This window comes from Natronomonas pharaonis DSM 2160 (assembly GCF_000026045.1).
In the GTDB taxonomy this organism is placed as follows: Archaea; Halobacteriota; Halobacteria; order Halobacteriales; family Haloarculaceae; genus Natronomonas; species Natronomonas pharaonis.
This window is the reverse complement of the sequence record NC_007428.1, coordinates 1-23,486: the sequence shown is the minus strand read 5'-3', so window position 1 is coordinate 23,486 and position 23,486 is coordinate 1. Positions and strand designations below refer to the sequence as shown.

Here is a 23,486-nt window from a genome sequence, read left to right as displayed (position 1 = left end):
ATATCTCGCACTAATGCAAGCTACCACGTAAATATTTATACCTGCAACGTTTGATGCATAACTGTCGACACTCGGGCCTCTCGGCGTGGAGCCTCTGAAAAGGAGTCCCGCGCGGTGGGACCAACACCGCCCGGGTGTCGTCAATCCACGCGACATGAGACGCAACGACCTACCCCGGCATAAGTCTCGGGGCGCGACTGGGCCGAATCGAAACTATCGAAAGATATCGAAAATCGCCGATTTTGTCCAGCAGCAGCGCCGACGCGCTGCTTTCTGGCGGAGTCGCTTGGTTTTCGAAAATCACCCTCAGAACGTTATGAAACCGACAACCGACGGCTCTGGTATGGACGCACAGCAACCCGACAGCGAACAGCGGCACGCCTTCAAGTTCGAAACGCCGCATGGCGACACCGCGCTGATGGTCTCGGAAGGCAACCGCACCTTCTGGGAACGCTATGGCGACCAAATCAGCATCGTGGGGTGGTGCGAATGAGCACCACAGCAGAGCCGGTGACGGTCACCTGCGGCCTCTACGATGCTGAGTTTGAGGTCATCGTCGACGACAAGAGCGACATCCAACACTGCCCGCGCTGCGGGCGGAGCGTGGACCGATGACGCGCGGTATCGCCTATCGGTACGCGGAGAAGATTCGGCAGGAGGCTATCGATATCGACCAACAGCGTCTTGAGGAACTCATTGACGAGGCCATCGAAGAAGCCGATCTCACGGTCGACTACAGGGCCCGCGATGAGATTCAAGAGACCGTCGACAGAGCGATTGACGAATCCATCGATGGAGACCTGACGGGTATCCTCGAAGCTGCACTCGCGGCGTACAGCGACCAAGCAACGGTCGGCGGGCGGGAGGTGAGCGAGTGATGGATGACGCTGTTCCCATCGTCGCGCTCGCCGTCGCTGGTGCGAGCGGTGTGACGTGGGCCGCTTCGCAGCTGTGGTTCGGAGCGCTCGGCGAGATGGTCGCTGGGCTCGGAATCGTCTTCGGGCTCATCGTTACTGTCGCGCTAATCGCTCAAGAACGCGCCGCGCGGCCAACGGAGGTCGATGACTGATGACGACCGGTTACGTCGTCAATCTCGACAACGGTCATAACGGCTTCTGCGTTGAGTCTTTGCTCGGCGTCACGCACTGCGGGGAGACCTTCGACCGCGACGCCGTCGAGCTTGAGACGTTCACCATCGACGGTCGCGACGGAGACCACCCACACAGCCAGCTGTGTTACGAGTGCTCGAAGGTCGATTCAGTCGCCTTGCGGGACTCAGTTCGACGACAGGAGGTGGTCGCAGAATGACGTTCGACGAGATTCTGCAGAAACGGGGCGGGGAGAACTGCCCATTCTGGCGAGACCGCGAATCAAAAGCCAAGCTGCTCGCCGGTCTCGCACAGGATGCCGTTAAGGAGGCGATTCTCGAACACGGAGCCAGCCCGCGAAACCTCCGCGTCGAAGCCACATACTACGACAGCCGACGCGAACCGCAGTGCTGTTACGGGAAAGTTACCGTCATCGACGACACGCCACAGACAACACTTCGGGAGGCCGTCGACGATGGCGAGTAACCGGACTGTCGAGACACATATTCACTACACGGTCGACTCGGAGGGTCGCCCGCAACGTGCGTACCATTCGATTAGCGAGGCCCGTGCCGCTGTCGAGTCGGACGATTACTGGCACAGCAACGAGGTCGACTACGTCCCGGATGTGCCGCTCATCGAGGCTGGCTCGGACTCGAAGCTGCCGGGAGGTGGCGCGTGACTCGCCGATCCGACCCAGAAGCGCTCTCTGTCTCCGATGCCGTCAAGCGGTTCGTCCGTCGGATGCGCCGCGATAAGGCAGAGTCGACGGTCCGGACCTACCGTCTGGACCTTCGGCAGTTTGTCCAGTGGTGTGACGCCGAAGGCATCGAGCAGGTTTCGGAGCTCGAGAAGATCGACTTCGAGCTTTACCAGGACGACCGCGCTGCCGAGATCGAACCGACCAGCCTCGAGAACCAGATGGGCCTTCTCAAGCGCTTCGTTAAGTTCTGTGAGGACATCGGAGCGCTCCCCGAGGGCTTCCACGAATCGGTCCACGTCCCCCGCGCGACCGTGGAAGAGCAATCCCGCGATGAGAAGCTCTCGACTGAGGATGCGACGGAGTTGCTGCTGTTTTTTCGCGATAAGTCGAACGACCTCTTCGGCTCGAAGTGGCACGCCATTCTGGAGGTCATCTGGCACACTGGTGCTCGAATCGGGGGCATTCGAGCGCTTGACCTCGAGGACTTCGATAGCGAGTTTCACGTCCTTGAGTTCCGGCATCGGCCGCGGCAGGGAACACCGCTCAAGAACAAGCAGGACGGCGAGCGGGACGTTGCGATTCTGCCGGTGGTCGCCGAGGCGCTTGAGTGTTACATCGAGGAGCACCGGATCGAGCAGCACGACGAGGAGGGTCGTGCGCCACTGTTCACGACGCGGTCGCAGCAGGCCCGGCCGTCGACGAACACGGTTCGGGCGTGGGTCTACCAGGCGACCCAGCCATGCTGGCATACCGACGAGCCGTGCCCGCACGACAAGCGCCGAGAGTTCTGCGACTGGACATCCTCAGCGGCTTCGAGCAAGTGTCCGTCCTCGAGGAGCCCGCACGCTGTTCGGACGGGTGCGATCACGTTCCATCGTGATCGTGGCTTCGATCCGAACGACACGTCCGAGCGAGTCAACGCTTCGCTGCGGACCATCGAGAAGCACTACGACAAGGCAGCCCGCCGAGAGAAGATGGAGAATCGCCGTCGACCACAGCTTGAGAAGCTTTCACTCAACAATGAATCAGAACGCGAATAAGTCCAAAACCGCCCGCGGGCAGTTCAATACTGCCCGAACCCATACCACTTTAAAGGTTTTTGGTACCTCAAGTAAACACACACAAGTAACTTCTGGGCCTCACCACGGCGGTGAGCGGCCATGAGCCGGCCTCAAAGTGCCGATGAGGTCGGCCCCGTCGAACCGAAAATCTGCCGCTTCTGTGGCTGCTACATTACCGAACCTGAGCAGCGCTGCCCGGCACTCGACGATGGGGGGTGCCGCACATGAGTCGCGCCGAGCAGACATCGAAGCGCGACACCCCAACAACCGGCGTCCGAAAATCGAGCCAACACTCCCGCTGTCTTCACCGCCAGTGCCCTGATTCGGACGAACCGATGCCGGCCTGCGGTGAAAGTGGGCGCGACGCCGACTGGCGGGAAGCGCATATCCCGTCGCTGCTTCCGTTTGCCCGCTTTTCACTCTGCACGCACGACGAGTGCTTCCCCGAGAAGGGAGGGATGGACTGATGTCGCTGTCGCGGACTCCCGGCCCCGTCGACCACGAGGCCGACTGCGAGTACCCGTGCTGCGACGAGGACGCGGTTGCCTGCGTCCCCGACCCCGGCACTATCGCTGGCAAGCGGTTCTGTGACTTCCATCTCGCACTGTGGGCTGACTGTGACCGCGGCGACTGGGACATCCTTGACCAACTCGATGTCCGTCACCTCGCCGCTGATGATTCCTTCTTAAAGCTTGACGACGCGCCGCCGGAGCTCGAGCGAAAGGTTCGCTACGAGCGCATCGGCGTCGACCACCGCGGGCTCGCTCACTACATCGTTCCTGGCCGTCGCGACGATGAAGCCGAGACGATCATCGTCGTTGACGCCGACCTGGAGCTCGTCGATAGCGGCACCATCCCCGCCCACGCGACACTGGAGGACTGGGTCGACCACATCAAGACGGACCGGAGGTGGGTCGAGGTTGATGACCGGTTCCATCCTCGCCGGGGGGATGACTGATGCGGGGACATGCAGGGACGAAAGATGTTCCCGAGTTTCCGCAGATTGAGGACGAACTCGGCTACAACCCGGCGCGGTGGCTGCACACCCGCTCCGAATCCGGCCTCGATACCGGACCAGGGCAGACGCCGGAGCTCGCCACAGCGATGTCCATCGTCAAAGGCATCGACGATCCTGAAGAACTCGCCTACTGGTTCAAAGTCGAGAAGAGATGTCGCGACCGAGACCACGTCATCCGGAAGCTCGAACAGCGTCGGCGCGCGATCAAGTACGGCCACGACGGCTTTGTTAAGGAGCGTGATGGACAGTGACCTCGGTCGAAGACGAGTTCGCTGCGCTCGACGAGGCCGAACCGAGCGGTCGCTTCGAAGTCGAAGACGACCAGGAAGAGAAGGATATCGACCCGTACGAGTCGGAAGATCATGGGCACGCCGGCCCGGAGCTGGTCAAGCCGCAGGTCCACGGACTAAACGCTCATCTGCTGTTTGCTCCGTTTGAGACAAAACCAGACGTCGATGGGATGCGGCCCTACTTCGCCATCGTCTCCGCCTTCGAGCCGGATCTCGAAGCTGAGTTCAAGTGCGACGGAACGACGTGGAAGATCGACCACGGTATCGACAGTGTCGACGACTACGACAACTCGACAATCCGCTACTGGGACGGCAGCATCGCAACCAGGGAACAGGATTCAGGAGATAACTATCTCGAATATCAGATTCCCATCTACGATGCTGACGATGAAAAGCGGAATCGGCGAGTCAACTTTCAGTTCCGGCCGGCGCTTCCTGAAGCCTGTCACGCTGAGACAGGTAATCGCATCCGGTCAATGCCGGAGACGCTCCCGGAAGGCGTCCGCGTTCAGGTCCAAGCAAGCAACGTCGACCCCGAGATCGTCCTGGAGCTCCTGCAGAGCCTCGCCAGTAACATCGGCGTCAATAGCCATTACTTCGAGGCTGACGCTGTCCACGAGTGGAGTCGGATTATGGGCTTGGAGTATTACGTCCGTTGTCAGCGCGAACTCGTCAACGAACTCGTCATCGGGAAGATGGCGCTGTTCGACCGACTGTCACAGTTCGAACGGCAGCGCAGTGGCTGTGGAGAGCTGAAATGGGACAACGGGGAGGCGTTCGGTCGCCGACATCACGTCGCCCTCGATGCTGAACAGCTATCCCATCTGTATCAGGAGCACGATGTTGGGAAGCTCATCAAAAGCTACCTGATGAAGCACCCTGGAGAAGACACAGATTCCGACACTGCGACCGAACATCCGAAGATCGAGGTCCAGTACAACCGCGAGTACACCTACTGCGGTCATCTCCCATGGTTTGCAGAGGACGCTGGTGACGGTTCCCCGGACGTCGGCTGGAAACTGCTATCGAAGCGTCTACAGAGTCTACTGATGAACGTTCTCGATTGGGCGGAGCTCCCGCGAACCCCCGGCCACGATGCTTTCGTTTCTGACGATCATTTCGATGCCGATGCCCGCCTCGAGCCAGATGTCGCTTCGGACCTGACACTCGTTCCGGACCCTATCGACGAGGTCGCCGATGCGGAGCGCGACGTGGTGACGAACGAGCTTCTTGATGAGCCGCCGACCGACGCCGAGAAGGACGTGCTCGGAGCGGCGGCTGAGAAAGGCGCATTCGAGCGCCTCCAGGACCTCGCTGAAGAAGCCGGCGTGTCGTCGTCGACGGCATCACGAACGGTCCGGAAGTTCGAGACGCTGTTTTCGCGTCTCGATAGTATCCAACTGGCCGACGAGGTCGTTCGCGACCGCGTCCAGGACCTCCTCGCCGGCGTTGAGCAGCGCCTCGACCGAGTCAACAAAGGCCTTGATTTGTTGGCCTCCGGGAGGAACGAGATCGACGAGGACAGCGCGCTCGGTCAGTGGGCCCGGCGCTGGGGAGTGAAGATCGCCGAGTCGTCGGACCGGTGGAGCGACCAGCTCCGCGTCGCGATTGTCGGAGGGAACCTCACCGAGAGCGAGTTGCTGTCTGTGTTGCGAGCCGGCTACGAGGCGGCTGATATGACCCAGAGCGTCGACGTTGCTCAGTTCGCATCGGCAGAGGTCTCGTACTACGACCGCGACGGAGAGAAGGTCGATATCGGCGAGTGGGTTGGCGTAAATCAGGGCGGCCGCACGAAGCTGCTCGGGAAGCTCGAGGTCGACGCCCTCCACTGACGCGGCCCTTCCGAGTGGCAACACTGTTCTTCGCTTCGTCTTTTTATAAGAGATACCGCGCGCCAGCCGGGAGTCCGCCGTGATCGTGGCGCCGCGACCGCCTTCGAGAGCCGCTCCGCCGAACGTCGACGGCGGATATTTTGCGGCTCGTGGGCGGGAGGGCCTACGGGGGTGTGCTTAAGAGCACAAAGACTGCTCAGGCCTCCGGCCTTCGCAGAAAAACTACCGCACCCGCACCACACGAAACAGACGAAATGAAGGTCTGTAACACATCTGTCCCGATTCCAACATCGGTTTTTTATCAATTGGGTTGGTCCACCAACTATGACCGTCGGCGTAGCTGCCATAACGAACCACGGAACCGACAACCCAGTCGTCTTCCTCGGCGCGGATCGGTTGCTAACTACGCAGCAAGTATCTGCTATAGAACATGAACACCCAGAACCGAAGTGATCTGATGGAAAGGGAAGAATCTATTTCGCTCAAGCAAGAAAACATACGCGAGCACACGATAGAGACCGAGCCGATCAACTGGAGAGACAGAATATGAAATACGAACCAGAAAAAAAGGAAATCCCCGGAATGCCCGGAACGAAGCTACGTAAGACCAAGCGGAGCTACAGCGAACAGGAACGTCAGGAAATTCTAGATCGGCTCACCGAGGATGCGGCACAAGACGCCGAAGACGATGATAAAGACGACGACGGTTTTGTTTCCCAAGAGGAGCTCTTGTAGCTCCGATTCTTAGTCTCCCCCCACGCATATATCACCCACGAACATCCAAGAGCTCCCGCCCGCAGCACAAATCGCCGTGCTCGTGATTGTGCTCGGCTTTCTGGCCTATTTCATCCTGACGAATATGGTGTTTTGAAATCAGATTTTTGTGACAAGTAGACACCACATGAACCCGCCGACGATGAGCAGCAACTCGGCTTCGATGCCCCGAGTCGGCTCCGCCGGCCCTGGAACCAGAAACAGCGGTTCGACAAGAATCGAGTAGATCCCGAAGCCGACGGCTGCCAAGCCACCAAAGAACGCCAGCAAACGGACCCACTTTCGAAGTTTTGGTACCACCGTCTCGAACATATTGCAAGCGACACGCGCAAACAGCAAAAAAGTGCGGAGGCGTCAGCGCCCGAAGCCGTCACCATCGAACTCAAAGTCGTCGTCGAATACCGAGCCGCTGAAGGCGTCGTCGGCGTCTTGGAACCCGGTCCCAAATGTTTCGTCGTCGGCGGTGAACTCTTCTTGCTCCTCTTCAATCTCCGTCGCTGGCAGGTTGATGCCTAGACGCGGTAGCCGTCGCCGTGGCTGAAACTGCTGCGTCGGGGGCATCGCCGTCTCTGCTGGCTGAGCCTGCTCGAACACGTTTTGCGTTGCCGTGGGCTCGGCCGTAGCCTGCTGCGCTTGCCCCATGCGCATCTGCTGCCCTGTCATCTGTGTACTCATTGGCTCGGTCGCGATATCAGTGCCGAGGCCAGTATCAACACCGAGCCCCGTCTCCGGCTCAACACCGGTGCGCGGACCAGTAGCGATATCGGATCCTGAAGTGACGCCGGTCCGCTCAAATACGCGCGGTCGCTGCGCCTGCTGCTGGCGCTCGAACGCACCAGTCATGGGTTGTGCGGGCGGCTGGCCTGCCGCAGCGCCGGTGAACTGGTCTTGTCCAGTTTCGATGCCGGGGCGCTGTGCCTCTCCGACACGCGCCGTCTCGCGGCCAACAACCGCCCCTGCGCCGGTGGGAAACTCCCGCTCCGGCCGGAACGCCCCGCCACGATCCCGCCGAACGGGCTCGTCGATATCCCGTTGCACCTCGTCCATAATCTCATCCATCGTCCCGACGCCCGTGCGCTCGCGGCGGAATTGCTCGCCGTCGACAGCGTCGCCGACAGTATCGCCAATAGTCACGCTTGTGGCGGCTTGTACGTCCCCCAGCACGTCGCTTGGGTCAACACGCTCCGGGCGGTCCTGAGCGGGGTCACGCGCGATGTCGCGACCGGGGAGTGGGTACTCGCCCGGGACAACCGTGTCGTCGACGGGCTGGCGGTCGGCAGTCGTGTCGCCGTCGCGCGCTACACCCAACTCACTGCGGTCGGTCACGTCCGTCGGCTCCAGCTCTGTCGTCCGGGTGTCGCCAACCTCCAGTTCAGCCGTTGTCTGCGGGTCGGCGACATCAATCTCGGATTCAGGGGCGACAGCGCCGAGCCCGACTTCCTCGACTTGTCGTTGCTCGGCCGGGTCAAGCTCCGAACGCTCGAACACGCCAGCACGACGGGCGGTGTCGGCGGCGATTGCACCGACAGTCAGGGCTCCCAACGCCACCGCGCCGCCCGTCGTCGAAACAGGCTCCGGCGTGGCGACTGCTGCCCCACCGGCTGCCGCGATGCCGCCAGTTCGCCCACTGAAAATCTCGTCGACGACGTCTCGGTCTTGGTCGGCATCGTCAACATCAATATCCGGTTCTAACCCCTCACGGATGTCCGGCAGCACATCCTCCTCAGTCGGCGTATCCGTTTGCAGGTCTCGGACCTCGCGGGTGAAGCCGCCGGTCACGGTGTCAAGAACGCGCTCCTCGCGCGTTTGCGGCTCGGCGGTCTGCACCTCCGCTTCGGCGACGAGCTCGCCGTCCTCCTCGCGGAGCTCCACATCGTCCGGGCCAACACCAGTGCCGAACTCATCAGCCGCCTCTTCGCGGGCCTGCTCCCGAACGGCCGACGCTTCGGGACGGACGCCGAGGTCGCCATCATCCTCCTCAAACGTCTCCAAATCGTCCTCGTCGAACTGCTCGAACTCGTCAGCAGCCTGTGCAACTGCCGCCTCTTGCTGAACATCCTCGCCGAGGCCGAGCGTAATCTCGCCGTCTTCCTCATCTTCCTCTTCGACGAGATCGTCTTCATCGACATCGACGCCGCCGAGGTCCTCGTCGAACTGCTCAGCGACGTTGCGACGCTGTCGGTCTCGGCGACTCTCTTGGATATCCTCGGCGAATGCTCGCGTCGTCTCGTCGTCGACGCCGACACCGACGACTTGGGTCTCCCCAGCTTCCGTCGTCGCTGCACCGACGAGCCCATCCCCACGTTCGCGAACGCGAATCCGCTCGACATCGTCCTCGACGCGGTCACGGAGTTCCTGTTCGACGTCTTCGACGCCGACATCGATGTCTGGCTCCGTCCGTGCGGCTGCTGAACCATCGGCGTCAGGAACATCCACCCTGCTGTGCTCGCGTTCAAGTTCGGCCGCGCCTTCCGCAGCCGCTTGAATATCATCACCGGTTCGCGTCCTGCCCTCCTCGTCTTGAACGATAATCTCGCCCTCTGCTGTCGCATCGATGCCGGCCGGGTCGATATCGTCGATATCGTCGAACGCCTCGCGCGCCTGCTCGCGAGCTTGTCTGCGCCCGCGACGCTCGGCACGATACCGGGCTATATCGCCCGTACCTGCGAAGAGTGGATCATCATCCAACTCGGCGAGCGTGCGGTCGGGCAGCTCCGCTGCTGCCTCAAGAACATCACGAACTTCGGAGCGGTCCTCAAACGAGATGCCGCCGACGCTGTCGCGCCGGCTCTCGCTCCGGTAAACTGAGATGTTATACCCGGCAGCGTCGCCCAACCCTGGCGCGTTCGTCGAAAACGTTCGAGGGTCGTCGAGAATCTCCCCCGGCGTGTCGCCCATCTGGGACAGCTGCCGCAGGATTTCGGCGTCGGGCGTGTCGATGGCGAGTCCCCGCCCGGTCGGTTCGATATCTGCCTCTGTTATCTGTTCAAGCGCCTCTTGACGCTGCTCAACACGCTCTTCGCCTTCTTCTGTAAGGCCGCCTTCCTCAACACCGCGTTCACCGACCTCAACGTCGACATCCTGCTCAGTAACAACTGGGCTGTCTGTCAGTTCCTCGCGCGCCCGCTCGGCGACTGTTTGCTGTCGGTCCTCTGGGATACGAGCGTCGACGCGGGCACCCTGTCGTTGCACGTCGACGTCGACATCATCCGGCTCAACGAAATCGCTCTCAGCGAAGCGCTCCCGCGTTGTCTCCGCCGCGGTCGTCGCGCCGGCTTCGGTGAGCTCCCGTTCGATTCCTTGCTGAGTGCCGCGAACACGAACCTCATCTCTATCGACACCGTACTGCTCGGCGATTTCGTCTTGAATCTGTCTTTGTCGCTGCCGGCTGCCGCCGCCACGACGGGCCTCACGTCGTTCCTCGGCTGTCCCGCTCCGGCTCTGTGCGTCATCATCGTCGGTCATCGGTACTCACCACCTGTCGTTTCCGTCGCGCTGCCGCCGAAGAGGTCCGTCTGTCCGTCGCCGATGTCACTCTCGACCTCAACGAGCCCAGTCTGTTCGCCGGCGTCGTTGTCCGGCTGCAGTTCGTCGCGACGGTCCTCGAAGCCAGCCGACCCGGCTATTTCGCCGCTCCGGTCGCGGGTTGTGCCGGCATCGAGACCGGCGTCAAGTGTTCCCTGACGGTCGCGGTCGTCACTGAGTAGTCCACCGTTTTCGCTCATGTCGAAGGGATCGTCGCCGCGTGCGATATCGGGCGGCGTCTCATCGAGCGGTGTGTTCGTGTTTGGGGCAACCTCGCCGCCGTAGTGGGGATTAAACCCGCCCATCGCCGTCCGCCCGGTCGCTCCGGCTGGGTATTCGGGGTCTGCCTCATCGGGTGAGAGAGTGACATCAGCCGCCGCCGCTTGGGCCATGATGTCCTCTCCGCGATCCATCGGTTCGAACTCGAAGAGGGCTTCGCGTTTGGCTTCCTCGCGGCTGCCCGGTGAAGTCGACCCACCGTCCGGGTCGCCGTATCGCGCTCTGGCTTCCCGGCGAGAGAGTTCTATCGGGTCGGTTTCAGCGATATGACCGGTTTCGGGGTGTCGCTTTGCACGCGGGTCGACCAGGTCGTAGCCAATGAAGCGCCCCGTCGATGCCTTCCGCCAGCCGGGCGCGTTCGGAGCTGGCTCCGGCGGCTCCTGCAGGTACCGGCCATTCGTTGCTGCCCGGAGAAAACTCGTATCTTGCAGGTCGGCCTGTGCAACGGCCTCCGCCTGTCGCTGCCGGAGGAGCTGTTCAGCTTCCGCGCGTTCGAAGCCGAACTCTTCAACGAGTTGGTCGCAGGCATCCTCGAAGCCCTGTTCACAGCCATCTCGGGCTCGCCGTTCTGCCTGTCCCTGTACTTCGCGGAAGGCTTCGGCGTGGCGGCGGTCCTGTGCGCGGACGCTGTCTTCGGCGTCCATCCGCTGGCCGCCACCGATTGCCGAGTCACGGGCCTTGTCGGCCATCTCCGATGTTGTCAGTGTGGGGTCGAAGTGTGCGACCCAGTCGTCGACACCTTCGGACTGCAGCGACGCCTTCGCTGTCCGTGCTTCCGGAATCGTCGTTCGCGAGAAGTCGAGTTGGTTCCGTTCCGACTGCGTCAGTTCGGCTTGGCCGTGCATATCGCCGCGGGCGGAGTCGCGGCTGTCGGCAGCCAGCCCCTCGACTCTCGACATCGTCCGCCTGTCGATGGCGTCCTTGTCGACGATGAGGCGCTTTTCACGGCCGTCGTCATCCACGTCGAGTGCCTCGTTGGGGAGTTCGTCACGGGCTTGACGTGCGTAGTCGAGACGGCCGAACTCTACCTCCGTTACAGATGTGTTTTGAAAGGTTCGCATAGTTGTGGTGTAGTTACTGCTGCGCTTGTTGCCGCCCCAGCGCGCCGCGTATATCAGCGACTGAGGGGAGTGTGTACAGTGCGAGCCCGACGCCGGCGACAGCACGCCAGCCCTCGAAGGAAGTGCCGCTGGCGAGCCACAGGCCGGCCAGCAGCGCTCCGAAGAGCGTCGGGGCAAGGAACGCGAGGAATCGCCACAGCGGACTGTCCAGCGGCCGCCAGACGGCCCGTGCTTCGGAGCCCAAGACCTCGGCCTCGAAGGCGGCGTCATCGGTCCTGAGACGCGCAACGGCGTAGTGCGTCAGCTCATGCAGCAGCACCGGCGGAAACGACAGCAGCGCCATCAACTGGTGCATCCGTCGCACTGTCAGAACCCTCCGCGAAGCAGCCAGCGCTGTGCGGCGGCCATCCCGCCGAAGGCGATGCCGAGAACGACTATCGAGTAGGCAAACGGCGTGAGATGCGGCGGGAGCATCGGGACAAGCGTGCCGCCGACGAGGATCGTGACGACGGTCGGGACCGCTGGATCGCCGTCGCCGGCGATGTATAGCGACAGCAGCAGCGTCCCGCCGATGAGTAGCCCCATCATCGTCGTCCCGCCGGCCGCTGCCGACAGGTCAGTCGTCACGCACTCGACGAGGTCGCCTTCAGTCCCCTGCCCGAAGCACGCGAGTGAGCTGTCCTCGAGCTCCGGAGAGTCGGGCGTCGTCATATCCACTCCCTCCCAGTAAGGAACTGAAAGAGCCCGACTGCGCCGACAATCTGCAGGACCATCCCGAGCGGTATGGCAAAGAACCGCGGGAGACCGAGATTCATCAGCGTGAACGGCAGCGCGGCTATCGAAGCTACCAGTCCGACAGCGAACTGCGCACCTTCGAGCACGAACCCGATGGTTGTCGGCTCGTCTTCGGCTGCGACATCGGCCCCAATACCACCTTCGTCACCCTCATCGACACTTGCGTCGTCGGCGGCCTGCTCCAGGTCCTCCTGCGGTCCGAGGCCGACTTCGTCGTCGGTGTCTTGGCCGAAGATAGCCGGCCCGATGCCGGACATCGACAGCATCGACACGCTGAACCCGAGGAACAGCACGAATGCGACGACGCCGATGGTCCTCATCGGAGTCCACCCCCGCCAAGCCGGTAGAGGATGGCCGTTGACCCGGCGACACCGATGGCGACGCCGGGAATGGGTAGGATGCCGATGGCCGTCAACAGCGCCGCGTAGCCGACTGTAACGATGGCTGCCAGCGACGGCGAGACGATGACGATGAGACCTGCCAGTGCAATCAACGAGACCCAACCCATCAACTCCAGAATCCACGGGTCGATATCGGCGTCAGCCAGCACGTCTGGCAAGTCACCGACCGGGATATCCCACGTCTCGGTGCCTTGGTACCCGCGGTCGGCCTCAACGTGGACAATAAGCGAGTCCTCTTCGGGGTCGAAGTTGTGGTCGTAGATTGGGTAGGTTTCGATGTAGCGACCGTACGGTCCAGATTCCTCAATTTCAGGCCGGACGGTCTCGCCGGCTTCACTCTCGATACCGATTGTAAGTGCGTCAGTCGCGCCCTCCTCGTCGATATAGATGACGCGGGCTTCGTACTCGTAGTCAGCATCCGGTGGTGCGGCGCGAAGCGACGCTTGTGCGACTGGCTCCGTTTCGACATCGCCGGCGATGTTGACAGTGCCAATCGTCACTGAGGGATTGTCGGGCCCGGTGACTGTATACGCGCCGAGCACCCGTTCCTCGCCGGCATCGTTGGTGACACGCAGCCGGTATCGTTCCTCTTCGACGAGTGTTGTCGGAAACTCCCCACCAGCTGAGAACTCATCACCGGAGATAATCTGGTAGGTCGTTTCTCCGTCGATGGTTAGCGGCTTCTCGACGAAGAGCCGCGCTTCATCCGATGGGAAGCGGCCGGTGTCGTCCTGCAGGTGGAAGCGGATTTCTGACGACGGTTCCGTGGCCGGTAGCAGATAAATTGCACTTTGGTCAAGTATCGAGTCGATGAGGATGCGCCGCCAGACGTAGTCCGCATTCTCATCACGAACGGTGACAACGAGCTCTTCATCGGCGGGCAACCCATCTAGGTCAACCGTGCCATCGGTAGCCGTCCGCTCAAACACCTGCTCATCATCCCCGAAAAAGCGAACGCGGAGATCAATTTCGTCGTCATCAAGCAGAGTCTCCGGGTTGGTTTCATCCCGGATTTCAAGCTGTGACGGACCGTCCTGAAGCCGAAGCTCGTAGCTTCCGGCAGCAAGGTCAATTGTCTCACCGTCGATTGCTGTCGTTGTGCCGCCAACCTGATCCCCATCAGCATCAACTAATTGAATCCCGCCATCAAATCCTGTCCCGTGCAGCTCCAATTGCATCTCAGAGTTCCCAGATATCTCGATATCAGTTTCGTCGTTATCTAACTCAGCGTCGTGCAGCGTGACTTCGCCAACGCCGCCGCCGACAGTAACCTCGACAACATCGTCACGAGCAATTGAGATGTCTGACGAAGTGGCGTCGATCTCTGAGACAGACGCACTATCGCCGTCGAATGTTGCATCCGAAACCGCAACCTCAGCGCTTCCGTCGGCTGATATCTCAACTCCATCAACGGCAATTGTTTCGTCGTCGGCGAACGGGACGGCTGGCAACTCCTGGCTGTCCGAGAGCTCGACCGTGAGGCCGCTGTTTGTTTCAAGCACGACTCCTTCGCTGGCCTCGAATGTCCCGAGGTCAACAGCAATTGCTGCACCGGCCGGTAGCAAGAGGCCGATGAGCACGACCGCGACCACGACGAGGCCGGTGCGTTCGTTCATTTTTGTCAGTTGTGTTTATCGTTAAGCGTCGGTGTGGTCACTCATCCGAGCTTCACCACCTGAAACGCATTTGTCATACCGCTAAAGTGCCGCAGCTCCACCTCACCCCCTGTTCGTTGTTCAACAAATATCTCAATACTGTCACCCTCCGAAATCTCGTAAACGCGGGATATTTTCATATGCTTTTCCTCGCCTACCCACCCGACATGGGCTGGGGTTCGGTTAATAAAAAGCCCAACATCCCCCTGTATTGACAGTTGTGCTCGATCACCTTCACCCCAACTCAGACCAGTGCCCCACAAAATACTTGACTCAACGTAATATGTACCGTCCTCCTGAATAACGAAACGGTCGTTGCCAGTATCAGCATCCACAATATCGCTGTCCTCTATTTCGACAGTATTCCATTCGACCTGTGTTGATGTATTGTCCGGGATGGGTTGGTCGCTGGTTGAGTACATCAGACCTGCAACCTCCCCGATGCTTGCTGACTCCGCGTCTATCGAATTGGCAAACAAATCGACTGGATCGGCTTCAGTGCCGACCTGCCCGACTGCCTCTTGCGCCGCTGCCCGCTGACTCCCGACGCCAGCGCCGAGCGCCCCAGCGCCAGCGACGCCAGCCAGCGATGCGAGGACGCTCCGCCGGCTCGGACCTGCCGATTGCGATTCGATTATTTGCTCAAGCTGTTCGACTCGGCTCTCAAGTTCTTCGACTCTGTCAGTCATGGGTCTTGATTTCGGTTCGCGTTGCTGCAAGCGGTCGCTCGGCATTACGACCCCGCTGTTCCTGCACCGCTTCATCTCGCAGCCGTTGTAGTTCTTCGTCGGTCATCGCACACGCCTCCTATCGAGCGTCCGCTCTTCCTGGACGGAGCCCGCAATCACCCACGCCCAGACGAACAGTAGCAATCCAACCAGAATCACCGGGACAAGGCGGTCAAGCCAGATGACAGGTGTCGCGAACGGCCCCTCAGTCGGGGCAATCGGGAGCAACTCGGCGACGAACACCTGCTGGTAAATGAGTCCGCCAACCGCCAGCCCGACAGTCGCCATCAGACCGTAGCCAAACCGCAGCCACGCCGACATCTCACAGCCCTCCCGGCCGCGCCTCGACGACGGCGCGGGCCACCAGCGCCGCACAGACGGCCAGCATCATCACCAGCAGGTTGTGCTCGGCGACCGCCGCGAAGCTCCGATACAGGAGCTCGTCTTCGGGGCCAAGAAACGGCAGAAAGAATCCAAGAATGAACGACAGTATCGCGGCGATAAGCACGGCTGCGCCCGCAGAAAGCACGGCGCGGATGAACGCGCCGAACATCTCAGACCGCCCCGAAGGCCATCAGGCTGTTGACCAGCAGCGGGTTCATCGACGACCCGCCGTCTTCGCCGCCGACAAGCTGCGGACCAATCAAGACGATAGCCAGCACGCCGAGGATGATGGCGGCACAGAGCAGCAGCAACTTGAACAGCGACGGCCCTTCGTCGCCAGAGAGCCGTCCACGAAGGAACCCGCGGTCCTCCTGCATCTGCATCGACTCGGAGGTCGTCGTCTCGGCACGCCACTCTTTGGCCTTGTTGAACGAGATTCGCATCCCGTCGTAGCCGTCCCCACTGTCGAGATCGATGATGTTGTCGCCGGCCCACTCGCCCGGCGAGTCGAGCTCGAAGCTCACTGCCGGATCGTTGATACCACCGTCAGCACGAGCCCGCTGTGACCCGCCGGCCGCACCGTAGTCGATGTTTGCGGTGATGTCCGGGTTGACGAACAGCGGCCAGTAGTTGTCGAGTTCAATGGCCGTGCCGATGCGGGGTTTGAGCCAGCCGGCTTCGACGTGATCGTCGCGCTGCAGCGGCACTGTCGGCGTCCGGCCGATGTAGTTGACCGAGTAGCCTTCCGGTCCGGGGTTCCAGACCTTGTCGATTCCTTTGGCCTTCCAGCCGGCCTTTTCGCCTTCGTCGACCTCCTCAGGAGTTCGGTACTTGACCGGAATGAGGTCGATCTGTTGGCCCTCCTTGGCGACGATACCGACCGCGTCACCGCCGGCCTTCTTGTGGTAGTTCTCGATGCTCTTGACCGCCATCCGCTTGAACAGCCTACCGGTAAACGGTACGATGCGGAACGCGGTACTGGTTAGGCCACCGGCGACGCCGCCGGTCCAGAGGACAAAGTTCTCTGTCTTTTGCCGCATTCGCTCGCCGGCTTTCTTTCCACGTGTTTTAGGGTCCGTGTCCTCTGTCTCCGCGTCTTCGAGCAGGTCGTCGTCGAGGACGTCGTCGCCCGGAAGGTCGTCGTCAGTCATCGGCGACACCTCCAGCAGGCTCGCGTTCGTCCGGGCGCTTGAGTTCGGAGAGAGAACCCCCAGGCAACTTATTCAGTCCGCGGCGCAGCAACCCGTCTTCCATAATCGCATGGCAAACGGCCAGTACAGCAATCGCAGCGAGTGTGAGTATCAATCCCACCACCGAGTCGAACGGCGTAACGATCATGCCGGCTGCCACGAAGAGACTCGCTATAACGAGGCCAGCCACTACCACGATTTTCCGCGACAGTCGCCGGAAATGGTACTCCAGCATCGTCTTGGGCTGGTCGCTATCGTTACCGGCGGTCATTCGTAGAACCTCCCGAGTCGCGATGCAGCTCCCTCTTCCTGCTCTTCGCGCCGAACGCGCGTTTCGGTCGTGGCGGTCGTGGTCGCATCAAGACCGGCAGCGTTCTTCGACAGTGCCATCAGGTCGGCGGCGACCTCGGCAGCGCCGTAGAGGCGGCTCTGCTCCTCGGAGGACATCGGCCGGCGGGCCGATTCTTTGTCAGCCGTCTTCCGCTTCCAGTACTGCCGGTCGCCAGGGATACCCGGCTGGTCGTAGGCATCGAGTTGTGGCGTTTCGGCTCCCTGCGCGGTCGCAAGCAGAAATGGCCGCCCGCGAAGCAGCCGCCCAGGGCGGTTCTCTGCCAGTGCCCGCTCACGCTTGTTGAACATGAGCAGGTCGGCTTCATCGTCCCACGTATCCCCGCGGTTCGAGACGGCATGCGCCCCGGAAAACCACGTCGGATGTTCGTCTTCCAGCCACTCGAAGAGCTCCGAATCACCGAGATCCGAATCGCGAAGCTCGTTGAGGAAGTGGCTGTTTTCGAGCTTCCGGTGCTGTTTCTCGGCAGCAGCCGACATAACAGCCTGCTGGCTGCTAGCGGTGAGCTGCCGGTCTTCCTGTGCGTCCATGTGTTCTTGCGTTTCGCTATCCATTGGTCTGTGAATCACTCAGTGGTTCATCGTCGGTGTTCGGCGGGTAGACGCCGACTGTGTACAGAATCAGCGCGAGTAGCGACAGGAGTGCAAACAGGAACGTCAGCCACCGGACCTCAGCGGGAACCGGAGCGGCGACGACGCTCCCGTCGCTGGTCACGCGCTCGACCTCACCACCGACGAGGGCGGTTAAGCTCCAGCTGACGAATGCACCGAAGCTCGTGATAGTGGTACGCTCGTCCGGTCGGAACAGCCACGCCGCTGTCAGCAGCGTCGCGCCGACCGCCAGCGCGAAGTAATAGCGTTGGTACATCGTTCTCAGAACCCGTCGCTCTGGAAGTACGCCACGAACGCCGCCATCGCGGCGACGAGGACCAACAGTCCAAGGATGCCGTCGAAGACAGCGATGATGCCGAAGAGGTCAGCCGTCAGGCTGCCTTCGGCGTCACCGAAATCGAGTATCAACGGCAGCATCGCTAAGCCGACGGCCAGAACGACGACGGTCCAGACGCTTCCTCTCATAGGTGTGTGACGGTTGGAAAGTAGTCGAAAAGCGGTGCCTCAGGATGGACTGCTCAGAAGCCAGAGCCTCCGAAGAAGCCCATCACGCGGTTGGCCGCGGCGACGAGTAAGCCGATGACCAGCAGCCCGAGTGCTGCCGGACCGGTCGACGTGAGGCTGTCAAGGACACCACCGAATGGCCCCTCGTAGTTTCCGTCAGCGTCTTGAGCGAACTGCTCAAGGCTGAACACCTCGGTCAGGACGAGGGCGAGGACGGCGATGCCGATCATCGCACCGCCGATAACACGGACGGTGCCCATAATGCGCGCCTCTGAAACGCCGGTTGCGTCGCTCGCGTGTTCGACGGCGTCAGCACCGCGGTGGGCGTACGACGCCGACATTGGTCAGAAGCCCCCGCTGCCGAAGAAGCCCATCACGCGGTTGGCAGCAGCAACCAACAGCCCGATGACGAGCAGCCCGAGAGCAGCACCCCCGGTCGATTCGAGACTATCGACGACTCCGCTGAATGGCCCCTCCTGGATGTCCATCGCCTCGAGGGTGAACACCTCGGTCAGAACAAGGGCGAGAATCGCGATGCCGATCATCGCACCGCCGATGACACGGACGGTGCCCATGATACGAGCCTCCGATAGCCCGGTACGGTTCGACACTCCTTCCACTGCGCCAGCGCCTTTGCTGACGTAACTCTGGCTTTGACCAGCCATGAGTAGCCGTTGAATATGGGACGGCATATAGCCTGACTCCGGTTCCTGTATGGCCGGGGATAGCTGTTGCATCAGGACCGGGGACTTTTACTGCAACACCGCGCACTCCGAATCGATGGCCTCCAATCAATGCAGTAAACCCGTCCGAACCCACCGCCGACAGTACACTGACGGTCACGAACCGCTCAACACCGAAGAGCGAACTGTCCAGCAGCGCAACACCGCCCTCTACGCGAACTTGACCGAGTACGCTACGATGACGCTGAATCTCGACAAGGGACAAACCGTCCGCGTCGAGACGTACCGGGGCGGCATCTGGATCGAGCCCGTCGACGACACCGGAACGGAGGTCGATATCGATGTCGAGTGACGACGACGAGCGGCAGGACAGAGCGCCACGGCGGATGATTCACGATATGCGCCGTCGCGTACAGATGGTCCGGAATCAGTACTGGGACGAAGGCGTCGAAGGACAGGTCAGCGTCCAGACGCACAAGGAGTTAGCCGCCGCCTGCATCCAGTACTACGACGTCCTGTATGAGTTCCGCGACGAATCGGTGCTTGACGACGGCGACTTCCCGAACATCGCACCGCTACGGCAGCGCCTCGGTCAACGTGTCGAACGGCATCAGCCGTCAGCCGGTCGGGGACGAGGCGTCTCAACCCAAACTGTCCCAGCGATTACCGAGATCCCCGTTGAGGAGATTCTACAGCTGACCGAGGACCTCGACGATCTGGCGAAGAAGCTCGGCTTCGGCGCACAGGCGCGCGAGACAACGCCGCACGATGATATCGGCCACGAGGACCTCGCGGCGCTACTCGAAGCCAGAGGGCAGGATGATGCCCTCGAAAAGGTCCCCGGAGGGAGTTAGCGATGGCAGTCAGCGTCGATCACGGCCACGAGCCGCACGACCTCGACGGAGTCCTCGATGCCGACCTTGCCGCCGAGCTCCGGAAGCGCGAAGCCGACCCCGCACCGACCGAAGCAGCCGAGTCGCTATTCGGAGCCTTCAACGGACCGTTCTTCCGCGAGTTGGCACAGCGAAAGGCTGAGAATCGGGACGCAAAGTGTCTCGTCACGGCAAAGGACGGCCAGACCGGCATCGGGAAGTCGAACTGCTGTGACTTCCTCGGCTACGTTTCAGATACGTCGGCAGCGGGCTTCAGCGAACACAAGACGACTATCGACCCCTTCGAGTTCTTGGATTTCTACGGGCACCTTCCACCGGGCTCGGCGACGATTATGGAGGAAGGCGAGCAGTTCGATGCCCGCCGGTCGAACTCGAACAAGAACATCGATGCGGCCGAAAGGTGGCAGATGGCCCGTGTTCGGGAGATTATCGCCTTCGTCAACCTGCCGTCGCCGGAGGAGATAGACAGCCGCTTCGAGCGGCTGGCGGACTACTGGATCAACATCGAACGCAGAGGCTTCGCTCGTGTCTACAAGAAGCGTATCCATCCCACCAAGCGCGTCCTGTACTACGAGACGCTCCAGACCTTCGAGTGGCCGAACATGGACGATTCGGAGTCGTTCAAATACATGGACGCGCTGAAAGACGACCGGCTTGACGACGGGGACCACGGGTCGAACTGGGTGCGACAAAGCGAGGTCAACGAGATGGTCGAACGAGCCCGGAAGGAGGCTCGTGAGGAAGAGCGGGACAAGTGGATCGCATCGGTCTACCGTGATACGGAGATGACCGGCAAGGATGTCGCGCGTCTGGAGGCCTGCGAGGTCTCGCGTGGACGCGTGTCTCAGATTGCATCGGAGGTCCGAGATTGACTGTTACTAACGGCGGTAGGCAGGGTATGTGTATGTACGTACGCGCTAACAGTATGAGACGGTCAGCTCTAACAGGGCAGGCCGGGGGTCGCACGGCCTCGATGTCCGACCCGGAATCCATTTCGCGTACTGCGGGGGCGGGGGGTCTGAAACTCGCTGTTCGGTCAGGGACCGGTGACCTCCGCGAAGCGCGCGCGTTGAGGAGTTCCTACGCTGCCGGCACCGAGCGGCTGGGCGGTGAGTTTACAACACTCGATAGCTTATGTGAAGTATGGCGACTGTATCAGAGCCTCCGGCCGGCGTCGAATTCGTTCACGAGGACGACGGTCGTGTAACGGCCCGACACGTTGAGTCGGGCGTAGCCTCGTTCGGCGACACCGAGGCTGAGGCGCTTCGCGAGCTCGCCGATGCTTTGGATAGCCACTTTGGCGACGGCGAGCGGATTGACGATCCTGAAGCGTATCTTGAGGACCAAGGAATCGATGTCGAGATCGGCGAAAATGGCTCGCCACCGTGGCTCGAGTAGTGTGGTCCGGACGAGCTTTTCCTCGCGAGACGTGATTAAGACGCTCACCAAACACGGGTTCGTACCGGTTGGTGGCAAGGGGAGCCACACAACGCTTCGATACGAGAATGACGAAACGGGCGAGGTGCGGACGGTAACGGTCCCGAAAGCCGATCCGATCCCAGTCGGGACGCTGCAGCAAATAGCCAAACAAGCGGGTGCCGACGACTTTCACGACTTCTGCCAGTGGGTCGACCGGACGAGTTAGCTTCGACGTTCTTGGGCTGGCTCTGCGGCCTCACCAGACTGCTCAAACGTGCTCCACGGTCGAAATCTGTCCGTCCATCACGTCGCGCCAATTAAACTAGTCCGACCGCTACAGTAGAGCTAATCAGCTCGGCAATTTGCTAACCGTGTGCTGATTCTGTCACATGCGAATTTTCCAGTAATAGCGTGTCATAGAATCAGTCTCAGCCGGTTAGAGAACTGCGTACTGGGCGAAAAAGAAACTACTAGATACGATTGATATCTGAGGTGGTATGCAAGATATAGAGCATCTATTCAGCACAGAGCCTCAAGTTCCTGCTACTCACTCATGTCTAATCGTCCTGTTTATTGTTCGTTTTTGAAGTGCCGAACAACTCTCTCTGCAATTCCGTCCTCAAATCCATCTATCGACGCTATTTCATCTCTTGACGCCTGACTCAATTCATCTAAAGAGTCGTACCCGGCATTTCGCAGGACATCTGCCCGGTGATCCCCAACATACCGGATTTCGGTAAATGGATCACTCATAATTACTGATTAATGTTATAGACTATATTATATTTTTGTATCGGTTTACCTTCGTTCGTGTAGCCCGACCTTTGGGAGAATCCAAATATCCGCTATGTAAGATACGCGCTGTGTATCTTGCACGCAGGTCTTGACAAGAGTCGGATAGACAGACCGTGCGAAGTTTTCTATGACAGGCTCTGCTCTTTGGTATGGTAACTGTTCTATGACACCCTCTCAGGTTGGTAGCCTCTTACCGCCAGCGCTGCTCGATTGACGTTCGGTACCGGAGCTGCAGCACGGACGTGTTGCAGCAGTCTTTCACCTCGCCGGGCGGGTACTTGTCGCGGACGTCTTCGAGGTTCTCGTGGGATTCGATCAGGTGCGTCAGTGCGGCGTCGATGACGTCACTCCTCGGCGGGTCATCCGATGGGTCGGACGCCACGATATCGCTTGCTTGATCGAGTAGGTGCTTCCGTTCGTCGGACAGTCTGAGGGTCGTTCGTTCACCCATTTATATAGCTCCGTGCATACGGGGGATTCGGTTGCGTCGTTCTGCGGTGACCGAGCGGCTGTTCTTTATATACCCGGTCGTGGCCGTCGCTCGGCGGCCGGCGTGATCGTGCCGATCACCGGCTCGATCTATACACGCGACTCGCTCAGCAGACGACGAAGTGTGCATACATCGGGATGGTCGTATACATTCAGCTCTGACCCCACGGTCCCGCACCGAAACCACCGCTTCGCCGACCTCCGGACACACCTCTATCGAACTGTTCCGACTGTTGTTGTCTTTCTCACAGGTCATCGGCGTTGCTTGAGCAGCATCGAGAATAAGCATCAGGGCAATTCAATACGAGCAGCTCGGACTATTCAGCGCAATCAGTGGCTTTCTGTCTACTGTGACCGCTGCCGCCGCTCCGCGCGTTCTTCACCGGCAGGTTTCAATCCTATTCTGGGTTTTCAGTCCGTCTCGACTCGACGGGCACGGTCGTCGAGCGAGACGCCGACGGTTTCAATCCCGTTCTGGGTTTTCAGTCCGTCTCGACACCACCAGCCCGGAGGGCCTGACCGATGACTAGCGAGTTTCAATCCCGTTCTGGGTTTTCAGTCCGTCTCGACGGTTTTCATGATTGACGACGATATCTTTACCTTCAGTTTCAATCCCGTTCTGGGTTTTCAGTCCGTCTCGACTGCAACCGACCCAATCCGCGTTGAATCAGGGACGTTGTTTCAATCCCGTTCTGGGTTTTCAGTCCGTCTCGACATGGGTTGCGGGAGACAACGCCTGAGCGTATCTTTGTTTCAATCCCGTTCTGGGTTTTCAGTCCGTCTCGACGTTCGAGTTGGTCGCCTGAATCGTCGACCGCAACGTTTCAATCCCGTTCTGGGTTTTCAGTCCGTCTCGACATCGTCAAACGTCATATCGAGCGTCCATTCGCCGTAATGTTTCAATCCCGTTCTGGGTTTTCAGTCCGTCTCGACCGCAAACTCTAAGTCTTCAGTCACGC

37 protein-coding genes and 1 CRISPR repeat array are annotated in these 23,486 nt (G+C 60.6%); of the genes, 18 read left to right on the top strand and 19 right to left on the bottom strand.

Going from position 1 to position 23,486, the window contains the following annotated elements; all coding sequences use genetic code 11:
• Positions 1-343 precede the first annotated feature (343 nt).
• The 13 genes from NP_RS14680 to NP_RS13950 all read left to right on the top strand — a co-directional run bounded on the left by NP_RS14680 (position 344) and on the right by NP_RS13950 (position 6,727).
• On the top strand, positions 344-493 hold the full coding sequence (locus tag NP_RS14680; RefSeq protein ID WP_158303760.1) for a hypothetical protein: 150 nt from the start codon (positions 344-346) through the stop codon (positions 491-493).
• The gene (locus NP_RS15130; RefSeq protein WP_011323338.1) at positions 490-615 is read left to right on the top strand and encodes a hypothetical protein; all 126 of its coding nucleotides are present in this window, start codon (positions 490-492) and stop codon (positions 613-615) included. Before NP_RS14680 ends, NP_RS15130 begins: the two co-directional genes overlap by 4 nt.
• Positions 612-878: a hypothetical protein gene (locus NP_RS13995; protein ID WP_011323337.1), complete on the top strand. Its 267-nt coding sequence runs from the start codon at positions 612-614 to the stop codon at positions 876-878. Before NP_RS15130 ends, NP_RS13995 begins: the two co-directional genes overlap by 4 nt.
• The gene (locus tag NP_RS13990) at positions 878-1,069 is read left to right on the top strand and encodes a hypothetical protein (RefSeq protein ID WP_011323336.1); all 192 of its coding nucleotides are present in this window, start codon (positions 878-880) and stop codon (positions 1,067-1,069) included. The genes NP_RS13995 and NP_RS13990 overlap by 1 nt, the downstream gene beginning before the upstream one ends.
• On the top strand, positions 1,069-1,308 hold the full coding sequence (locus tag NP_RS13985) for a hypothetical protein (RefSeq protein ID WP_011323335.1): 240 nt from the start codon (positions 1,069-1,071) through the stop codon (positions 1,306-1,308). Before NP_RS13990 ends, NP_RS13985 begins: the two co-directional genes overlap by 1 nt.
• Positions 1,305-1,574, top strand: a complete 270-nt coding sequence (locus tag NP_RS13980) for a hypothetical protein (RefSeq protein WP_011323334.1) — start codon at positions 1,305-1,307, stop codon at positions 1,572-1,574. The genes NP_RS13985 and NP_RS13980 overlap by 4 nt, the downstream gene beginning before the upstream one ends.
• Positions 1,564-1,770, top strand: a complete 207-nt coding sequence (locus tag NP_RS13975) for a hypothetical protein (RefSeq protein WP_011323333.1) — start codon at positions 1,564-1,566, stop codon at positions 1,768-1,770. The genes NP_RS13980 and NP_RS13975 overlap by 11 nt, the downstream gene beginning before the upstream one ends.
• Positions 1,767-2,831, top strand: a complete 1,065-nt coding sequence (locus NP_RS13970; protein ID WP_011323332.1) for a tyrosine-type recombinase/integrase — start codon at positions 1,767-1,769, stop codon at positions 2,829-2,831. The genes NP_RS13975 and NP_RS13970 overlap by 4 nt, the downstream gene beginning before the upstream one ends.
• 245 nt (positions 2,832-3,076) lie before the next feature.
• On the top strand, positions 3,077-3,319 hold the full coding sequence (locus NP_RS14535; RefSeq protein WP_148215447.1) for a hypothetical protein: 243 nt from the start codon (positions 3,077-3,079) through the stop codon (positions 3,317-3,319).
• A complete protein-coding gene (locus NP_RS13965; protein WP_011323379.1) occupies positions 3,319-3,810 on the top strand; it encodes a hypothetical protein in 492 nt (163 codons plus the stop codon). The genes NP_RS14535 and NP_RS13965 overlap by 1 nt, the downstream gene beginning before the upstream one ends.
• Positions 3,810-4,121: a hypothetical protein gene (locus NP_RS13960; protein ID WP_011323378.1), complete on the top strand. Its 312-nt coding sequence runs from the start codon at positions 3,810-3,812 to the stop codon at positions 4,119-4,121. The genes NP_RS13965 and NP_RS13960 overlap by 1 nt, the downstream gene beginning before the upstream one ends.
• Positions 4,118-5,992, top strand: a complete 1,875-nt coding sequence (locus tag NP_RS13955) for a DUF7845 domain-containing protein (RefSeq protein ID WP_049939594.1) — start codon at positions 4,118-4,120, stop codon at positions 5,990-5,992. Before NP_RS13960 ends, NP_RS13955 begins: the two co-directional genes overlap by 4 nt.
• Positions 5,993-6,538: 546 nt before the next feature.
• Entirely contained in the window at positions 6,539-6,727 is a 189-nt protein-coding gene (locus NP_RS13950) for a hypothetical protein (RefSeq protein ID WP_011323375.1), read from the top strand.
• A 138-nt stretch (positions 6,728-6,865) separates the two neighbouring features.
• Here NP_RS13950 and NP_RS13945 read toward each other — a convergent pair whose 3' ends face one another.
• The 17 genes from NP_RS13945 to NP_RS13865 all read right to left on the bottom strand — a co-directional run bounded on the left by NP_RS13945 (position 6,866) and on the right by NP_RS13865 (position 18,913).
• Positions 6,866-7,078 (bottom strand): hypothetical protein, encoded by a 213-nt coding sequence (locus NP_RS13945; RefSeq protein WP_011323374.1) that lies wholly within the window; start codon positions 7,076-7,078, stop codon positions 6,866-6,868.
• A 42-nt stretch (positions 7,079-7,120) separates the two neighbouring features.
• The gene (locus tag NP_RS13940; RefSeq protein WP_011323373.1) at positions 7,121-10,231 is read right to left on the bottom strand and encodes a mediator complex subunit 15 domain-containing protein; all 3,111 of its coding nucleotides are present in this window, start codon (positions 10,229-10,231) and stop codon (positions 7,121-7,123) included.
• Positions 10,228-11,631: a hypothetical protein gene (locus tag NP_RS13935; protein WP_011323372.1), complete on the bottom strand. Its 1,404-nt coding sequence runs from the start codon at positions 11,629-11,631 to the stop codon at positions 10,228-10,230. The genes NP_RS13940 and NP_RS13935 overlap by 4 nt, the downstream gene beginning before the upstream one ends.
• Before the next feature lie 13 nt (positions 11,632-11,644).
• Positions 11,645-11,986 (bottom strand): hypothetical protein, encoded by a 342-nt coding sequence (locus tag NP_RS13930; RefSeq protein WP_394296338.1) that lies wholly within the window; start codon positions 11,984-11,986, stop codon positions 11,645-11,647.
• An 11-nt stretch (positions 11,987-11,997) separates the two neighbouring features.
• Positions 11,998-12,342 (bottom strand): hypothetical protein, encoded by a 345-nt coding sequence (locus NP_RS13925; RefSeq protein WP_011323370.1) that lies wholly within the window; start codon positions 12,340-12,342, stop codon positions 11,998-12,000.
• A complete protein-coding gene (locus tag NP_RS13920; RefSeq protein WP_011323369.1) occupies positions 12,339-12,746 on the bottom strand; it encodes a hypothetical protein in 408 nt (135 codons plus the stop codon). The genes NP_RS13925 and NP_RS13920 overlap by 4 nt, the downstream gene beginning before the upstream one ends.
• On the bottom strand, positions 12,743-14,443 hold the full coding sequence (locus tag NP_RS13915; RefSeq protein WP_011323368.1) for a hypothetical protein: 1,701 nt from the start codon (positions 14,441-14,443) through the stop codon (positions 12,743-12,745). The genes NP_RS13920 and NP_RS13915 overlap by 4 nt, the downstream gene beginning before the upstream one ends.
• Positions 14,444-14,484: 41 nt before the next feature.
• Entirely contained in the window at positions 14,485-15,171 is a 687-nt protein-coding gene (locus NP_RS13910; RefSeq protein ID WP_011323367.1) for a hypothetical protein, read from the bottom strand.
• 102 nt (positions 15,172-15,273) lie between these two features.
• The gene (locus tag NP_RS13905) at positions 15,274-15,531 is read right to left on the bottom strand and encodes a hypothetical protein (RefSeq protein ID WP_011323365.1); all 258 of its coding nucleotides are present in this window, start codon (positions 15,529-15,531) and stop codon (positions 15,274-15,276) included.
• 1 nt (position 15,532) lies between these two features.
• Positions 15,533-15,763: a hypothetical protein gene (locus NP_RS13900; RefSeq protein ID WP_011323364.1), complete on the bottom strand. Its 231-nt coding sequence runs from the start codon at positions 15,761-15,763 to the stop codon at positions 15,533-15,535.
• Between the two features lies 1 nt (position 15,764).
• Complete coding sequence (locus tag NP_RS13895; RefSeq protein WP_011323363.1) at positions 15,765-16,745, bottom strand: hypothetical protein; 981 nt, start codon at positions 16,743-16,745, stop codon at positions 15,765-15,767.
• Entirely contained in the window at positions 16,738-17,055 is a 318-nt protein-coding gene (locus NP_RS13890) for a hypothetical protein (protein ID WP_011323362.1), read from the bottom strand. Before NP_RS13890 ends, NP_RS13895 begins: the two co-directional genes overlap by 8 nt.
• Complete coding sequence (locus tag NP_RS13885) at positions 17,052-17,687, bottom strand: hypothetical protein (protein ID WP_011323361.1); 636 nt, start codon at positions 17,685-17,687, stop codon at positions 17,052-17,054. The genes NP_RS13890 and NP_RS13885 overlap by 4 nt, the downstream gene beginning before the upstream one ends.
• On the bottom strand, positions 17,680-18,000 hold the full coding sequence (locus tag NP_RS13880) for a hypothetical protein (protein WP_011323360.1): 321 nt from the start codon (positions 17,998-18,000) through the stop codon (positions 17,680-17,682). Before NP_RS13880 ends, NP_RS13885 begins: the two co-directional genes overlap by 8 nt.
• A gap of 5 nt (positions 18,001-18,005) precedes the next feature.
• Entirely contained in the window at positions 18,006-18,209 is a 204-nt protein-coding gene (locus tag NP_RS13875; RefSeq protein ID WP_011323359.1) for a hypothetical protein, read from the bottom strand.
• Between the two features lie 53 nt (positions 18,210-18,262).
• Positions 18,263-18,589, bottom strand: coding sequence for a hypothetical protein (locus NP_RS13870; RefSeq protein ID WP_011323358.1), 327 nt, complete (start codon positions 18,587-18,589; stop codon positions 18,263-18,265).
• A 3-nt stretch (positions 18,590-18,592) separates the two neighbouring features.
• The gene (locus tag NP_RS13865) at positions 18,593-18,913 is read right to left on the bottom strand and encodes a hypothetical protein (RefSeq protein WP_011323357.1); all 321 of its coding nucleotides are present in this window, start codon (positions 18,911-18,913) and stop codon (positions 18,593-18,595) included.
• Between the two features lie 115 nt (positions 18,914-19,028).
• On the opposite strand from NP_RS13865, the gene NP_RS13860 reads away from it, so the two are divergent.
• The 5 genes from NP_RS13860 to NP_RS13840 all read left to right on the top strand — a co-directional run bounded on the left by NP_RS13860 (position 19,029) and on the right by NP_RS13840 (position 21,469).
• Positions 19,029-19,283: a hypothetical protein gene (locus NP_RS13860; protein ID WP_049939591.1), complete on the top strand. Its 255-nt coding sequence runs from the start codon at positions 19,029-19,031 to the stop codon at positions 19,281-19,283.
• Positions 19,273-19,785 carry a hypothetical protein gene (locus NP_RS13855; RefSeq protein ID WP_011323355.1) on the top strand — a complete coding sequence of 171 codons (513 nt, stop codon included), beginning with the start codon at positions 19,273-19,275 and terminating at the stop codon, positions 19,783-19,785. Before NP_RS13860 ends, NP_RS13855 begins: the two co-directional genes overlap by 11 nt.
• A gap of 2 nt (positions 19,786-19,787) precedes the next feature.
• A complete protein-coding gene (locus tag NP_RS13850; RefSeq protein ID WP_011323354.1) occupies positions 19,788-20,696 on the top strand; it encodes a hypothetical protein in 909 nt (302 codons plus the stop codon).
• A 271-nt stretch (positions 20,697-20,967) separates the two neighbouring features.
• Entirely contained in the window at positions 20,968-21,222 is a 255-nt protein-coding gene (locus NP_RS13845; protein ID WP_011323353.1) for a type II toxin-antitoxin system HicB family antitoxin, read from the top strand.
• The gene (locus NP_RS13840) at positions 21,104-21,469 is read left to right on the top strand and encodes a type II toxin-antitoxin system HicA family toxin (RefSeq protein ID WP_332370221.1); all 366 of its coding nucleotides are present in this window, start codon (positions 21,104-21,106) and stop codon (positions 21,467-21,469) included. Before NP_RS13845 ends, NP_RS13840 begins: the two co-directional genes overlap by 119 nt.
• Positions 21,470-21,813: 344 nt before the next feature.
• On the opposite strand, the gene NP_RS14280 is transcribed toward NP_RS13840, so the two are convergent.
• Both NP_RS14280 and NP_RS13835 read right to left on the bottom strand, forming a co-directional pair.
• Positions 21,814-21,996: a helix-hairpin-helix domain-containing protein gene (locus tag NP_RS14280; RefSeq protein WP_083761672.1), complete on the bottom strand. Its 183-nt coding sequence runs from the start codon at positions 21,994-21,996 to the stop codon at positions 21,814-21,816.
• A gap of 232 nt (positions 21,997-22,228) precedes the next feature.
• Complete coding sequence (locus tag NP_RS13835; protein WP_011323351.1) at positions 22,229-22,489, bottom strand: DUF7386 family protein; 261 nt, start codon at positions 22,487-22,489, stop codon at positions 22,229-22,231.
• 427 nt (positions 22,490-22,916) lie between these two features.
• Positions 22,917-23,460: direct repeats of the CRISPR family, unit length 37 nt; unit sequence GTTTCAATCCCGTTCTGGGTTTTCAGTCCGTCTCGAC.
• Positions 23,461-23,486: the final 26 nt, after the last annotated feature.